This is a genomic window from Streptomyces sp. DH37 (assembly GCF_029813835.1).
Taxonomy (GTDB): domain Bacteria; phylum Actinomycetota; class Actinomycetes; order Streptomycetales; family Streptomycetaceae; genus Streptomyces.
This window is the reverse complement of record NZ_JARVKV010000007.1, coordinates 125,759-139,323: the sequence shown is the minus strand read 5'-3', so window position 1 is coordinate 139,323 and position 13,565 is coordinate 125,759. Positions and strand designations below refer to the sequence as shown.

Sequence of the window (13,565 nt, the reverse complement as noted above, 5' to 3'; positions counted from 1 at the left end):
GCCTTGCCTCTCGCCGCCGTCCCGCCTGTCCTGCCCGTTCCGCCGTGCCGGCCGGTCCCGCCGTGCCGGCCGTCCCCGCGAAGGCGCGCTACAGCACCGGCAGGGACTTGCGCAGCTCGAAGGCGGTGACCTCCGAGCGGTACTCCTCCCACTCCTGCTTCTTGTTGCGCAGGAAGAAATCGAAGACGTGCTCGCCCAGGGTCTCGGCGACCAGCTCGCTGCGCTCCATCAGCGTGATCGCCTCGCCCAGGTTCTGCGGCAGCGGCTCGATGCCCATCGCGCGGCGCTCGGCGTCCGACAGCGCCCACACGTCGTCCTCGGCGCCGGCCGGGAGCTCGTAGCCCTCCTCGATGCCCTTCAGCCCGGCGGCGAGCAGCACCGCGTAGGCCAGGTACGGGTTGGCCCCGGAGTCCAGGGAGCGCACCTCGATGCGGGTGGAGCCCATCTTGCCGGGCTTGTACATCGGCACCCGGATCAGCGCGGAGCGGTTGTTGTGCCCCCAGCAGATGTACGACGGCGCCTCGCCGCCGGCGCCCGCGGTGCGCTGGGCGCCGCCCCAGATGCGCTTGTAGGAGTTGACCCACTGGTTGGTGACGGCGGAGATCTCCCCCGCGTGCCTCAGCAGCCCGGCGATGAAGGAGCGGCCCACCTTGGAGAGCTGGTACTCGGCGCCGGACTCGTGGAAGGCGTTGCGGTCGCCCTCGAACAGCGACAGGTGGGTGTGCATGCCCGAGCCGGGGAACTCCGAGAACGGCTTGGGCATGAAGGTGGCCTGCACGCCCTGCTCCAGCGCGACCTGCTTCATCACCAGGCGGAACGTCATGATGTTGTCGGCCGTCGACAGGGCGTCGGCGTACCGCAGGTCGATCTCCTGCTGGCCCGGGGCGCCCTCGTGGTGGGAGAACTCCACCGAGATGCCCATCGACTCCAGCATGGTGATCGCCTGGCGGCGGAAGTCCTGGCCGACGTGCTGCGGGGTGTGGTCGAAGTAGCCGGAGGAGTCGGCCGGGGTGGGCCGGGAGCCGTCCACCGGGCGGTCCTTGAGGAGGAAGAACTCGATCTCGGGGTGGGTGTAGAAGGTGAAGCCGAGGTCGGAGGTCTTGTTCAGGGCCCGCTTGAGGACGTAGCGGGGGTCGGCGTACGAGGGGGAGCCGTCCGGCATCAGGATGTCGCAGAACATCCGCGCGGTGCCGGGGGCCTCGGCGCGCCAGGGCAGGATCTGGAACGTGCTGGGGTCGGGCTTGGCGATCATGTCCGACTCGTAGACGCGCGCGAAGCCCTCGATCGCGGAGCCGTCGAAGCCCATGCCCTCGTCGAAGGCCTGCTCGAGCTCGGCGGGCGCGACGGCGACGGACTTCAGAAAGCCCAGGACGTCGGTGAACCACAGCCGGACGAACCGGATGTCGCGCTCCTCGAGCGTCCTGAGCACGAATTCCTGCTGCTTGTCCATGGTCACCCATCCTCGCTGGTCAGACGGCCTCTCCCCGTACCGCCCGGGGAGGGGGCGGCTGGCACACCAGTATCACGGTGAGGGGTTACCGCCACATTACGCTGCCCCGACGCGCCGCCTCCCCTCACCGTGCGGCGCCGACCTCCGTGGAGCGGCCCAGGTAGGTCAGCGGGCCGGGGTCGGGCACCGCCAGCTCGTGGAAGCCGAGGCGGTCGTAGAAGCGGCGTGCGCCGGTGTTCACCGTCAGCATGCCCAGATGGACGCGCTCGGCCCCTTCCCGGCGCAGGGCGTCCAGCAGCGCGTGGACGAGCGCCGTCCCGTGCCCCGCCCGCTGGTGCCCGGGGAGGATGTCGACGTGGAGGTGCGCCGGGTGGCCGGCGAGCTCCGGCAGCACCATGCGCTCGGGCGTGTACAGCAGTTCGGTCATCCGCTCGTCGGGCGTGTCCGGCGTCCGCGCCCGCGGGTACCGCCCGGCGACGCGCGGCAGCCACTCGCGGCGGAACGCCTCGGCGAACGCGGCGGTGTCGGCGGTGCCGACCGCGTACCCCACCGCGCGCTCGCCGTCGTCCAGCACGAAGGCCAGGTGGGGCGCGAGGTGGACGTACGGCCCGGCGAAGAGGTCCGGCATCAGGTCGGGGTCCCGGTAGAGCCCCCTCGCGTCGCCGCCCGCGTCGGCGGTGCGCACGCACACGTCGTAGACCGCGTCGCGGTCCCGGGGCCGGTACGGCCGCACGACCGGCGCGCCCCCGCTGTCCGCACTCATGGGCTTCCTTCCGTCCAGCGACTGAGAGCGCTCTCAGGATGGCGGCGGCCCCCGTCCGCGGCAACCCCCCGCGGCGGCCCGCCCCGGCGGCCCCGACACGCGGCGCCCCTCGCGGAACCCGCCTCACGAGATCGCGTCAGTACGACGATTAGACTGACCGTGTGCCTCAGCTACGACTCGCCCTGAACCAGATCGACTCCACCGTCGGCGACCTCGCCGGGAACGCGGACGCGGTCGTCCGCTGGACGCGGCGCTCGGCCGAACGGGGGGCGCACCTGGTGGCGTTCCCCGAGATGATGCTCACCGGCTACCCCGTCGAGGACCTGGCCCTGCGCCCGTCCTTCGTCAAGGCCAGCCGGGCCGCCCTCACCGCCCTCGCCGGGCGCCTGGCCGACGAGGGCTTCGGGGAGATCCCCGTGGTCGTCGGCTACCTGGACAGGGCGGAGAAGGCCCAGCCGCGCTACGGCCAGCCCGCCGGCGCCCCGCAGAACGCCGCCGCGGTCCTCCACGGCGGCGAGGTGGTGCTGACGTACGCCAAGCACCACCTCCCCAACTACGGGGTCTTCGACGAGTTCCGCTACTTCGTCCCCGGCGAGACGCTGCCCGTCGTCCGGGTGCACGGGATCGACGTGGCCCTGGCCATCTGCGAGGACCTGTGGCAGGACGGCGGCCGGGTGCCCGCCGCCCGCGCCGCCGGGGCGGGCCTGCTGCTGTCGATCAACGCCTCCCCCTACGAGCGCGACAAGGACGACACCCGTCTGGACCTCGTCCGCCGCCGGGCCCGCGAGGCGGGCTGCACCACCGCCTACCTGGCGATGGTCGGCGCCCAGGACGACCTGGTCTTCGACGGCGACTCGATCGTCGTCGCCGCGGACGGCGAGGTCGTGGCGCGGGCGCCGCAGTTCGCGGAGGACTGCGTCGTCCTCGACCTCGACCTGCCCGCCGCCGCGGCCGAGCCCCCCTCCGGCAGCGTCGCCGACGGCCTGCGCATAGACCACCGCGTCCTCTCCCCCTCCCCCCTCCCGGCGTACGAGCCGCGGGCCACCGGCGCCGAGGCGCCGCGCATGGAGGACGACGAGGAGATCTACACCGCCCTCGTCACGGGCCTGCGCGCCTATGTCCTGAAGAACGGTTTCCGCTCGGTGCTCATCGGCCTCTCCGGCGGCATCGACTCCGCTCTCACCGCCGCCATCGCCTGCGACGCGGTCGGTCCGGAGAACGTGCACGGCGTCTCCATGCCCTCGCGCTACTCCTCGGAGCACTCCAGGGACGACGCGGCGGAGCTGGCCCGCCGCACCGGTCTCAACTACCGCACCGTGCCGATCGCCCCGATGTTCGACGCGTACATGGACTCGCTCCAGCTCACCGGCCTCGCGGAGGAGAACCTCCAGGCGCGGCTGCGCGGCACGCTGCTGATGGGCCTGTCCAACCAGGAGGGCCACATCGTCCTCGCCCCGGGCAACAAGTCCGAGCTGGCGTGCGGCTACTCGACGCTCTACGGCGACTCGGTGGGCGCGTACGGGCCGATCAAGGACGTCTACAAGACGACCGTCTTCCGCCTCGCCCGCTGGCGCAACAAGGCCGCGGCCGAACGCGGCGAGATCCCGCCGATCCCGGAGAACTCCATCGCCAAGCCGCCGAGCGCGGAACTGCGCCCGGGCCAGGTGGACTCCGACTCCCTCCCCGACTACGACGTCCTGGACCGGATCCTGGAGCTGTACGTGGACCGGGACCAGGGGCGCGAGGAGATCATCGCGCGGGGCTTCGACGAGGAGACCGTCACCCGGGTGCTGCGGATGACGGACACCGCCGAGTACAAGCGGCGGCAGTACCCGCCGGGCACCAAGATCTCGGCGAAGGGCTTCGGCAAGGACCGGCGCCTGCCGGTCACCAACCGCTGGCGCGAGACCGGCTGACGCCGGCTCCCCCACGACGGCGGGCGCACCCGACGGGTGCGCCCGCCGCCCATACGGTTCCACGCCCCGGGCGCCGGTCCGACGCGCCCCCGTCCCCTCCCGCACCCGGACGACCGCGGGAGGGGACGGACCGGGGCGGATGATCCGGGCACCCGGGCGTTGTCCGCGGCCACCTGACGGGCGACGAAACGGTCCACAGCCGCGGCCGTGAACGACGCCGTCCGGAACGTCCGCCCCGGACCGGCCCCGACCTCAGCGAACGCCGGCCCCGTCCCGGGCACCCGCCCCACGGGCACCCGCCCCACGAGCCACCACCCGCGACCGCCGGCCGGGCGACGCCCCGCGGTCCAGCACGCCCGCCGCCACGGCGACCGCCAGGCCCACCACCGCCAGCCCGGCGCCCACCAGCGCCGGGGACGTCCAGCCCCAGCCGGCCGCGATGGCCGTGCCGCCGGCCCACGCGCCGCCCGCGTTGGCGAGGTTGAACGCGGAGTGGTTGGAGGCCGCGGCGAGCGTGGGCGCGTGGCGCGCCTTCTCCATCACGAGCATCTGCAGCGGCGTGGTGGTCATGAACCCCACCGCGCCGATCACCACCACGGTCGCCATCGCCGCCCACGGCACGTGGACCGTGAACCGGAAGGCCACCAGCACGAGGGCCAGCGCGCCCAGCGATCCGTACAGCGTCGGCCGCAGCGCGCGGTCGGTCAGCGGCCCCGCGGCCAGCGCCCCCAGCGTCATGCCGACCCCGAAGAGCGCCAGCACCACCGTCACCGACGACTCGGCCAGGCCCGTGACCTCGGTGACCATCGACGCGAGGTAGCTGTAGAGGGCGAAGACGCCCGCGAACCCGAAGACGGCCGTCAGCAGTCCCAGCAGCACCTGCCGGTCCCCCAGGGCCCGCACCTCCCGGCGCAGCTCCCCGACGGCGCCGGCGGCACCACCGGCGGCGCCGTCCCGCCGCTCCAGCGGCAGGTGCGGCACCAGCGCCGCCAGCGCGGCCATCGCGACCAGCCCGATCACGGTGACGACCAGGAACGTGGCACGCCAGCCCAGTTGCTGGCCCAGCGCGGTACCGCCCGGCACCCCGATGATGTTGGCCACGGTCAGGCCCAGGAACATCGTGGCCACGGCACGCGCCTGCCGCCCCTCCCGCACCAGGCGGGCGGCGACGACCGCGCCGACGCCGAAGAACGCGCCGTGCGGCAGCCCGGCCAGCACCCGCCCCGCCAGGAGCGTGCCGTATCCGGGGGCGAGGGCGGAGGCGAGGTTGCCGAGGGTGAACAGGCCCATCAGGGCGATCAGCATCCGCCTGCGCGGGACGCGGACGCCGACGGCGGCCAGGAGCGGGGCGCCGATGACGACGCCGATGGCGTAGGCGGAGACGAGGTGGCCGGCAGTGGGCACGGAGACGCCCAGGTCGTCCGCGACGTTGGGCAGCAGGCCCATCATCACGAACTCGGTGGTGCCGATCCCGAAGGCCGCGACCGCGAGCGCGAGCAGGGCCAGGGGCATGGGAGAGCCTTTCGACGCGAGGGGTGGGTGCGTGGGTGGGGAAGGGGACGGAACGGGTGTGCTCCGAACGGAACCAAGTCTTGCAGCCTTTTTGTTCCGGCACAAAACAAATAGGTGACGGCCGTGCTACGAGCAGCGGACGGCCCGCCCCCGCACGGGGCGGACCGTCCGCCGGGAAATCACGGAACCCGATACCCGGTACCCGGTCCCGGAGCCCTGTCGGCCCCGGTCCCTACCAGCGCACCGACGCCGCCAGCGGCAGGTGGTCGCTGCCGGTCGGCGGCAGCGACCACGACGACACCGGCTCGACCCCCTTCACCATGATCTGGTCGATCCGGGCCATCGGGAACGACGCGGGCCAACTGAACCCGAAGCCGTCGCCCGCCGCGCCCTGCGTGGAGCGCATCTGGGAGGTGACGGACGCCAGCGCGCGGTCGTTCATCGTCCCGTTGAGGTCCCCGAGCAGCACCACCCGCCCGATGGGCTCCGCCACGATGGCCTCGCCCAGCAGGTCGGCGGCGACATCGCGCTGGCGGGCGGTGAACCCCGCCTCGAACTTCACCCGCACCGACGGCAGGTGCGCGCCGTAGACGGCGACCTCCCCGCGCGGCGTGGCGACGGTCGCGCGCATGGCGCGCGTCCAGCCGATCCCGATGTCCACCGGCCTGGCGTCGTCGATCGGGTACCTGCTCCACAGCCCGACCGTGCCCTGCACCGTGTGGTGGGGATAGGCCTCCGCCAGCGCCTCCTCGTACGCCGCCACCGAGCGGCCCGGCAGTTCCTGGAGGGCCACCACCTCGGCGCCGCTCTCCGCCAGCCGCCGTGCCGTGCCGGCCGGGTCGGGGTTGTCGGCGTTGACGTTGTGGGTGACGACCGTCAGATCGCCGCCGGTGCCGCGCTTGTCGGTGATCAGGCCGCCGAACAGGTCCACCCAGACCACCGCGGGCAGCAGCAGCGCCACCAGCGCGGTGGCCGAGCGGCGCAGCAGGGCGGCCAGGAGCAGCAGCGGGACGGCCAGGCCGACCCACGGCAGGAAGGTCTCCAGCAGGCTGCCCAGGTTGCCGACCCGGTTGGGCACGCGGGAGTGCAGTGCCATCAGCAGCGCGATCAGCACGGAGAACAGCGCGAGCACCCAGCCGCGCCGCCACCGGCCCTCGCCGCCCAGCCGGGCGATCGCGTGCCGGAACCGGGCGGCGGCGGAGGGGGCGGGTCCGGGCCGCCGGTCCGCCTCCTCCCGTGCCGTCTCCGACTCCGCCTCCGTCATGTGCGCCCGTGCCATCCGCCGTCCTCACTCACCGTCATCGCGGCCGCCATCCGGTTCCGGCGTTCCGGGTGGCGGCCGGTCTTGCCTGCTGGGCGTACCGGGCCCGCACCGGGCGACCCGTACGCCTGTACGTCTGCCAGGACGAACGCGGTCCGGCGGCGGGTTCCTGACCTCCCGGCAACACCCCGTCACTGTAACGAAACACGCACATTCCGGCACGGCGTGAGGACCCGCATGCGCGCACGGCGACCGGATCGGGCCGAACGCCGCGGAACGGGGGAAACCCCGGGAAACCCGGAAACCCCCGAGAATCCCGGGAACCTACGGGACCCCCGGGAACCCCCGGAAACCCGTGCGGAGGGGTCAGGGGCGCGGGCGGGCGCCGTCCAGCACCCCGTCCACGATCTGCTCCGCCAGCCCCTCGGGCAGTTCCCTCCACTCGTGCAGCAGCGCCCGCGAGAGCATCGGCCCGACGAACAGGTCGCCCAGCAGCTCCACGTCCAGGTCGGTGCGGATCTCGCCCTCGGCCATGCCGCGCCGCAGCACCGTGTGCAGCAGCTCGCGCCGGGCGCTGATCACGGTGTCGTGGTACTCCTGCCACAGCCGCGGACGGCTGTGGAAGTGGCTCATCATGGTGCGCAGCAGCGCGGAGTCCCGCTTGGCCAGGCCGCGCCGCCGCAGCCGCTCCAGGAACTCCACCAGGTCGTCCCGCACGGACTCGCCGCGCACCTCGGCCGGGGGCTCGTCCAGGGTGCGCATGACGTCCAGCAGCAGGGCGTCCTTGCCGGGCCAGCGGCGGTAGACGGTCGCCTTGCCCACGCCCGCCTCGCGGGCGATGCCCTCCATGGACAGCGCGTCGACGCCGACCCCCCGCTCCAGCAGCCGCAGGACGGCCTCGATGATCGCCCGGTCGGCGGCGGCGCTGCGCGGCCTGCCCCGCACGGTGCGCGCCGCCCCGGCCTCGGCCCCGGTCCCGGTCACCGTTCCGCCTCCGCCTCCGCCGCCTCCGGGGAGGAGTCGCGTCCGCGCCCCGGTCCGGGCACCCCCGCGCCCTTCACGCCCTCGCCGTCCGGCGCTCCCCGCCGGCCCGGCAGGAAGAGCGCGACGACGGCCGCGCCGAGCAGGGCGACGGCGGCGGAGCCCACGACCGTGACGTGCATGGCGTGGACGAACGCCTCGTCGGCCCGCTCCGCCAGGGCGCGGCCCGCCGGGCCCATCCGCTCCGCCAGCGCCCGGGTGGCCTCGATGGACTCGCCCGCCGCGTGGCGCGCGCCCTCGGACAGGCCGGGCACGCGGGCCAGCTCGTCCTCGATGCGGCCGCGGTAGGCCGTGGAGAGCAGCGAGCCCAGCACCGCGACCCCCAGCGCGCCGCCGACCTGCCGGAAGATGTTGTTGACCGCCGAGCCGGAGCCCGCCTTCCGCCGCGGCAGCGACTGCATGATCGTGACGGTGACGGGCGGCATGATGTGCGCCATCCCGGCGCCCTGGAGGAAGAAGAGCACCTCCAGGATCCAGATCGGGGTGCCGGTGTCCAGCAGCAGGAACGACGCCATGGTGGCGGCGATCACCAGCATGCCGCCCGTGCAGGTGGCGCGGGCGCCGAAGCGCTCGACGGCCAGCCGGGCCCGGGGGGCGAAGACCAGTTGCGCGACGGCCAGCGGCAGCAGCAGCAGTCCGGTCTGGAACGGGGTGTAGCCGCGCACGCTCTGGGTGTAGAAGACCATGAAGAACGTCACGCCCATCAGCGCGAAGAAGACCAGCGCGACGGCGGCGACGGCGGCCGAGAAGGCGGGGTCGCGGAAGTGGCCGATGTCCAGGGCCGGGTGGTCGCTGCGCTTCTCGTGGAGCACGAAGCCGGCCAGGACGGCGATGCCGCCGCCCACCGTGAGCAGCACCTCGGGGTCGGTGAAGTCGGCGAGCTGGCCGCCCTTGATGATGCCGTAGACCAGCAGCACCAGGCCGACGACCGACAGCAGCACGCCCAGGGGGTCCGGGCGGCCGGGAGCCGGGTCCTTCGACTCCGGGACCAGCAGCGCCATCGCGATCAGCGCGGTGATCACGATGGGCACGTTGACCATGAAGACCGAGCCCCACCAGAAGTGCTCCAGCAGCACGCCCCCGGTGATCGGCCCTATGGCGATGGCCAGACCGACGCCGGCGGCCCAGATCCCTATGGCCCTGGGCTGCTCGTCGCGGTCGAAGACGTTCATCAGGATGGCGAGGGTCGCGGGCATCACGAAGGCGCCGCCGAAGCCCATCAGCGCGCGGAACGCGATGAGTTCGGCGGGCGAGTCGGACAGCCCGGCGAGCACCGAGCCGACGCCGAACAGCGCCAGCCCGGCCAGCAGCACCCGCTTGCGCCCGTAGCGGTCGCCCAGCAGGCCCGAGGTGAACAGCAGCCCCGCGAAGACGAGCGTGTAGGAGTTGATCGCCCACTCCAGCTGGCTCTGGGTGGCGCCGAGGCCGGTGGGGGCCGGGGTGGCGATGGTCTTCATCGCGACGTTGAGGATCGAGTTGTCCAGCACGACGATCAGCAGGCTGAACATCAGGACGGCCAGGATCGCCCATCGCCGGCGGTGGACGGCCTCCGGTACCGGCGGATGGGCTGGTGCGGGGCTCGCTGCGCTCATGCGGCCCAGCATAGGGCACTTACGATACGGACCCGTCTCGTATCGCTGCGCGACATCCCGGCGCCGCGCCCGGGAAACCCGTGAGCCGCGGCGGCCCCCCTTCCCTCCCGCCCCGCCGGAGTGCCACCATGGACGAGGATCCGGGGACGCCGTGAGGGCGCCTCGAGACGACGAACACAGGAGCCGGCGCAATGACGCATGCCCAGCAGCAGGCGGCCGACAGCAGCAGCAAGGCGCTGTACGGCGGAACGCAGCAGCGACGCATCACCGTGAGGGACCTGGCCGCCGCCAAGGAGCGCGGCGAGAGGTGGCCCATGCTCACCGCGTACGACGCGATGACCGCGTCGGTCTTCGACGAGGCGGGCATCCCCGTCCTGCTCGTCGGGGACTCGGCGGGCAACTGCCACCTCGGCTACGACAGCACCGTGCCCGTCACCATGGACGAGATGACCATGATGTCCGCCGCCGTCGTACGCGGCACCCGGCGGGCGCTGATCGTCGGCGACCTCCCCTTCGGCTCGTACCAGGAGGGCCCCGTCCAGGCCCTGCGCAACGCCACCCGGCTGGTGAAGGAGGCCGGTGTGGGCGCGGTGAAGCTGGAGGGCGGCGAGCGGTCGCTGGCCCAGACCGAGCTGCTCGTGCGCTCCGGCATCCCCGTGATGTCCCACCTGGGCCTGACCCCGCAGTCGGTCAACGCGCTGGGCGGCTACTACGTCCAGGGCCGCGGCGACGAGGCGGCCCACCGGCTGCTGCGCGACGCCAAGGCCGCCCAGGACGCGGGCGCCTTCGCGCTCGTCCTGGAGCTGGTCCCGGCCGAGCTGGCCGCCGAGGTCACCCGCTCCCTGAGCATCCCGACCGTCGGCATCGGCGCCGGTCCCGAGTGCGACGCGCAGGTGCTGGTCTGGACGGACATGGCGGGCATGACGGCCGGCCGGATGCCGCGCTTCGTCCAGCGGTACGCGCGGCTGCGCGAGACCCTCGGCGACGCGGCGAAGGAGTTCGCGCAGGACGTGGTCGGCTCCGCCTTCCCCGCCGAGGAGCACACCTTCCACTGACCGGTGGCGGCGGCCGGCCTCCCCCACCGGCCGCCGCCTGCGGTCACCCCGCGACGGCCCGCCGGCAGCCTTCCCCCAGCCCTGCCGGCGGGCCGTCGGCCGCGTGCGGGCAGCCGCCGCCGGCCCGTTACGACACCTCCCGCCCGGATACCCGCCCCTGTGCACGACCGGCCACGACGAGGAGGGAGACGCGGCCGTGAAGATGCCAGTACGGCGGGGAGAGGGCGCCCAGCGCCCGGCACGGCACCAGCAGGGCTGGGGCCGGCACGACCCGCGCAGCGAGTTCGAGAACCTGTGGTCCGAGGTGGGCCGGTTCTTCCAGCAGGGCACGGCGCCCGCCGGCGAGCGGCCCTGGGTGCCCCTGGTCGAGGAGGAGGAGGCCGAGGACGCCTACCTGGTGCGGGCCGAGCTGCCCGGCATCCCGCGCGAGAACGTGACGGTGGAGCTGGACGCCAACGAGCTGCACATCACCGGCGGACTCCGGGAGGAGCACCACGGGAAGGTGCTCAGCCGCCGGACCGGGCGGTTCTCCTACCGCACCATGGTCCCGCACGACATCGACGACGACGCGGTGACCGCCGACCTGGCCGACGGGGTGCTCACGGTGCGCATCCCGAAGTCGGCCCAGGGCAAGCGGCGCACCATCGACGTCGGCGGCACGGCGTAGCACCGGCCGGGGCACGGGCGCCGGCGGGCACCGGGCTCGCGCCCCGGAGACCGCGCCGGGTACGGTCGGGCCCCATGAGCGCGACCGGCACCCGCACAGGCAGACAGGTCAGTCCCGTGTTCCTCGGGCTCGTCACCGTGATGGGGGTGTCGGCCTGGGGCGTGTGGACGGACTACGCGGCGAACACCGGCGTCGCGGTGTTCTTCTTCGTCGTCTCGGCGTGGATCGTCTCGCTGTGCCTGCACGAGTACGCGCACGCGCGCACCGCGCTGCACGGCGGCGACATCTCGGTCGGGGCCAAGGGCTACCTCACCCTGAACCCGCTCAAGTACACCCACGCGCTGCTGAGCGTCGTCCTTCCCGTGCTCTTCGTGATCATGGGCGGCATCGGGCTGCCCGGCGGCGCGGTGTTCATCGAGCGCGACCGCATCCGGGGCCGACTGAAGCACAGCCTGGTCTCGGCGGCCGGGCCGCTGGTCAACGCCGCCCTCGCCCTGGCGCTGGCCGCGCCGTTCCTCCTGGGTCTGATGGACGGCGCACCGGTCGCGTTCCGCTGCGCCGTGGCCTTCCTGGCGATGCTCCAGGTCACGGCCGCGATCCTCAACTTCCTGCCCGTGCCCGGGCTGGACGGCTACGGCGTCCTGGAACCGTGGCTGTCGCCGGGGGTCCGGCGGCAGGTGGAGCCCTTCGCGCCCTTCGGCCTGCTCGCGGTCTTCGCCTGCCTGTGGATCCCGGAGGTCAACGCCGTGTTCTGGGAGGGCGTCGACGCCGTGACGGCGGCGCTGGGCGTGTCCTGGCAGGAGATCGCCTACGGGCAGGACTACTTCCGCTTCTGGGAGGGTGAGCCCGGGGACGTCCTCATTCCCCGCTGACGCCGTTCGCCTCCGCCGAGGCCCGCTCCAGCATGCCGCGGCGCACGTAGTACCAGGCCATGTTGGACGCCAGCCCGGCCATCAGGACCCAGACGACCCCCACCAGCCAGGCCCCCTTCACGAAGGCCACCACCGCCGCGACGACGGCGAGGGCGCAGACGACCAGGGCGAACAGGGGAAGTCGTCGGGTCGGGGACGAGGGGGCCATGGGGGCGGGCTCCAGACGGTACGGCGTTACGACAGCCCCCATTGTCCCCCATCCGCCCGCCCCGCCCCGCCCGGCGCCCCGCGCCCGTGCCCGCCCCCGGGCGGCGGCGGCACGCGGCCTCGCGCGCCCCGCGCCCGTCCCGGGGGCCGGCGCTCAGATGTCGGTGAGCCGCACCCCCGCGTGCGCCTTGTACCGCCGGTTGACCGAGATCAGGTTGGCGACCAGCGACTCCACCTGGTGCGCGTTGCGCAGCCGCCCGGCGAACACACCGCGCATCCCCGGGATGCGTCCCGCCAGCGCCTGCACGATCTCGCAGTCGGCCCGCACCTCCCCCAGCACCATCACGTCGGTCTCGATCTCCTCGATCTCCGGGTTCTGGAGCAGGACGGCCGACAGGTGGTGGAAGGCCGCGGTCACGCGCGAGTCGGGCAGCAGGGCGGCGGCCTGCTCCGCGGCGCTGCCCTCCTCCGGCTTCAGGGCGTAGGCGCCCTTCCCGTCGAACCCGAGCGGGTTGACGCAGTCCACGACGAGCTTGCCCGCCAGCTCCCCGCGCAGGCTCTCCAGCGTCGCGGCGTGCCCCTCCCACGGCACCGCGACGATCACCACGTCGCTGCGGCGCGCGCACTCGGCGTTGTCCGCGCCCTCCACGCCCAGGCCCAGCTCCCCGGCGGCGGCGCGCGCCCGCTCGGCGGCCCGTGAGCCGATGATCACCTTCTGCCCGGCCCGTGCCAGCCGGTACGCCAGGCCGCGCCCCTGGTCGCCGGTGCCGCCCAGCACGCCGACCACCAGGCCGGAGACGTCCGGCAGGTCCCACGGGTCCTTGGCGGGGGCCTTCCCGGGAGTCTTCTCGGGGGCGTCCGCGGAAGCATCGTTCGAAGTCATGGTCCGATCCTGCCAGGAGCGCGGCGCACCGGCACACCGGGGTTACCCACCGGTAGCGGACGCGGCGGCGAACCCGGCGGGCGGCCGGCCCCGTCCCGCGGGCGCGCCCGTCAGTCGGTGTCGCCCCGCGCCGCGGGGTCGCTCCAGCGCGGGTCGTTCTCCCACCGCGCGTTGCGGTCGCGGGCCGTCTCCATCGCGTGCTCGGCCTCGGAACGGGACGCGTACGGGCCCATGCGGTCCTTGGCGGGGCACTCGGGGCCCTCCTCCACCGTGTGGTGCTCCAGGCAGTAGAACCACTCGCCGGGCCTGCCGGTCGCCTTGCGCTTGAAGAGTGCCATGTGCTCCA

Annotated in this window: 13 protein-coding genes; 4 read left to right on the top strand and 9 right to left on the bottom strand. The window is 73.7% G+C overall.

The window, feature by feature from the left end:
- Positions 1-88: 88 nt before the first annotated feature.
- Together glnA and QC029_RS06540 are read right to left on the bottom strand one after the other, a co-directional pair.
- Positions 89-1,450: a type I glutamate--ammonia ligase gene (gene glnA, locus QC029_RS06545; RefSeq protein WP_279554470.1), complete on the bottom strand. Its 1,362-nt coding sequence runs from the start codon at positions 1,448-1,450 to the stop codon at positions 89-91.
- Positions 1,451-1,574: 124 nt separating this feature from the next.
- On the bottom strand, positions 1,575-2,213 hold the full coding sequence (locus tag QC029_RS06540; protein WP_279554469.1) for a GNAT family N-acetyltransferase: 639 nt from the start codon (positions 2,211-2,213) through the stop codon (positions 1,575-1,577).
- Between the two features lie 161 nt (positions 2,214-2,374).
- On the opposite strand from QC029_RS06540, the gene QC029_RS06535 reads away from it, so the two are divergent.
- Entirely contained in the window at positions 2,375-4,129 is a 1,755-nt protein-coding gene (locus QC029_RS06535) for an NAD+ synthase (protein ID WP_279554468.1), read from the top strand.
- A gap of 252 nt (positions 4,130-4,381) precedes the next feature.
- On the opposite strand, the gene QC029_RS06530 is transcribed toward QC029_RS06535, so the two are convergent.
- The 4 genes from QC029_RS06530 to QC029_RS06515 form a co-directional block, all read right to left on the bottom strand.
- Positions 4,382-5,641, bottom strand: coding sequence for an MFS transporter (locus QC029_RS06530; RefSeq protein WP_279554467.1), 1,260 nt, complete (start codon positions 5,639-5,641; stop codon positions 4,382-4,384).
- Between the two features lie 232 nt (positions 5,642-5,873).
- On the bottom strand, positions 5,874-6,920 hold the full coding sequence (locus QC029_RS06525; RefSeq protein ID WP_279554466.1) for an endonuclease/exonuclease/phosphatase family protein: 1,047 nt from the start codon (positions 6,918-6,920) through the stop codon (positions 5,874-5,876).
- A 348-nt stretch (positions 6,921-7,268) separates the two neighbouring features.
- Positions 7,269-7,886 carry a TetR/AcrR family transcriptional regulator gene (locus QC029_RS06520; RefSeq protein ID WP_279554465.1) on the bottom strand — a complete coding sequence of 206 codons (618 nt, stop codon included), beginning with the start codon at positions 7,884-7,886 and terminating at the stop codon, positions 7,269-7,271.
- Positions 7,883-9,535, bottom strand: a complete 1,653-nt coding sequence (locus QC029_RS06515; RefSeq protein ID WP_279554464.1) for an MFS transporter — start codon at positions 9,533-9,535, stop codon at positions 7,883-7,885. The genes QC029_RS06520 and QC029_RS06515 overlap by 4 nt, the downstream gene beginning before the upstream one ends.
- Before the next feature lie 191 nt (positions 9,536-9,726).
- Here QC029_RS06515 and panB point away from each other — a divergent pair, with 191 nt between their 5' ends.
- From panB to QC029_RS06500, 3 genes are all read left to right on the top strand, one after another.
- On the top strand, positions 9,727-10,590 hold the full coding sequence (panB, locus tag QC029_RS06510) for a 3-methyl-2-oxobutanoate hydroxymethyltransferase (protein WP_279554463.1): 864 nt from the start codon (positions 9,727-9,729) through the stop codon (positions 10,588-10,590).
- A 202-nt stretch (positions 10,591-10,792) separates the two neighbouring features.
- Positions 10,793-11,257, top strand: coding sequence for an Hsp20/alpha crystallin family protein (locus QC029_RS06505; protein ID WP_279554494.1), 465 nt, complete (start codon positions 10,793-10,795; stop codon positions 11,255-11,257).
- A gap of 74 nt (positions 11,258-11,331) precedes the next feature.
- On the top strand, positions 11,332-12,129 hold the full coding sequence (locus QC029_RS06500) for a site-2 protease family protein (protein WP_279554462.1): 798 nt from the start codon (positions 11,332-11,334) through the stop codon (positions 12,127-12,129).
- Here the strand turns inward: QC029_RS06500 and QC029_RS06495 are convergent.
- From QC029_RS06495 to QC029_RS06485, 3 genes are all read right to left on the bottom strand, one after another.
- Positions 12,116-12,337: a hypothetical protein gene (locus QC029_RS06495; RefSeq protein ID WP_279554461.1), complete on the bottom strand. Its 222-nt coding sequence runs from the start codon at positions 12,335-12,337 to the stop codon at positions 12,116-12,118. The two genes, QC029_RS06500 and QC029_RS06495, sit on opposite strands and share 14 nt — an antisense overlap.
- Positions 12,338-12,490: 153 nt before the next feature.
- Entirely contained in the window at positions 12,491-13,219 is a 729-nt protein-coding gene (gene npdG / locus QC029_RS06490; RefSeq protein WP_279554460.1) for an NADPH-dependent F420 reductase, read from the bottom strand.
- A 110-nt stretch (positions 13,220-13,329) separates the two neighbouring features.
- Positions 13,330-13,557 (bottom strand): hypothetical protein, encoded by a 228-nt coding sequence (locus tag QC029_RS06485; RefSeq protein ID WP_279554459.1) that lies wholly within the window; start codon positions 13,555-13,557, stop codon positions 13,330-13,332.
- Between the last annotated feature and the right edge of the window lie 8 nt (positions 13,558-13,565).

Bases quoted from the DNA above. Each gene is read 5' to 3' on its own strand.
- glnA (WP_279554470.1), bottom strand. From the start codon at position 1,450: ATGGACAAGCAGCAGGAATTCGTGCTCAGGACGCTCGAGGAGCGCGAC.
- QC029_RS06540 (WP_279554469.1), bottom strand. From the start codon at position 2,213: ATGAGTGCGGACAGCGGGGGCGCGCCGGTCGTGCGGCCGTACCGGCCC.
- QC029_RS06530 (WP_279554467.1), bottom strand. From the start codon at position 5,641: ATGCCCCTGGCCCTGCTCGCGCTCGCGGTCGCGGCCTTCGGGATCGGC.
- QC029_RS06525 (WP_279554466.1), bottom strand. From the start codon at position 6,920: ATGGCACGGGCGCACATGACGGAGGCGGAGTCGGAGACGGCACGGGAG.
- QC029_RS06515 (WP_279554464.1), bottom strand. From the start codon at position 9,535: ATGAGCGCAGCGAGCCCCGCACCAGCCCATCCGCCGGTACCGGAGGCC.
- panB (WP_279554463.1), top strand. From the start codon at position 9,727: ATGACGCATGCCCAGCAGCAGGCGGCCGACAGCAGCAGCAAGGCGCTG.
- QC029_RS06505 (WP_279554494.1), top strand. From the start codon at position 10,793: ATGCCAGTACGGCGGGGAGAGGGCGCCCAGCGCCCGGCACGGCACCAG.
- QC029_RS06500 (WP_279554462.1), top strand. From the start codon at position 11,332: ATGAGCGCGACCGGCACCCGCACAGGCAGACAGGTCAGTCCCGTGTTC.
- QC029_RS06495 (WP_279554461.1), bottom strand. From the start codon at position 12,337: ATGGCCCCCTCGTCCCCGACCCGACGACTTCCCCTGTTCGCCCTGGTC.
- npdG (WP_279554460.1), bottom strand. From the start codon at position 13,219: ATGACTTCGAACGATGCTTCCGCGGACGCCCCCGAGAAGACTCCCGGG.
- QC029_RS06485 (WP_279554459.1), bottom strand. From the start codon at position 13,557: ATGGCACTCTTCAAGCGCAAGGCGACCGGCAGGCCCGGCGAGTGGTTC.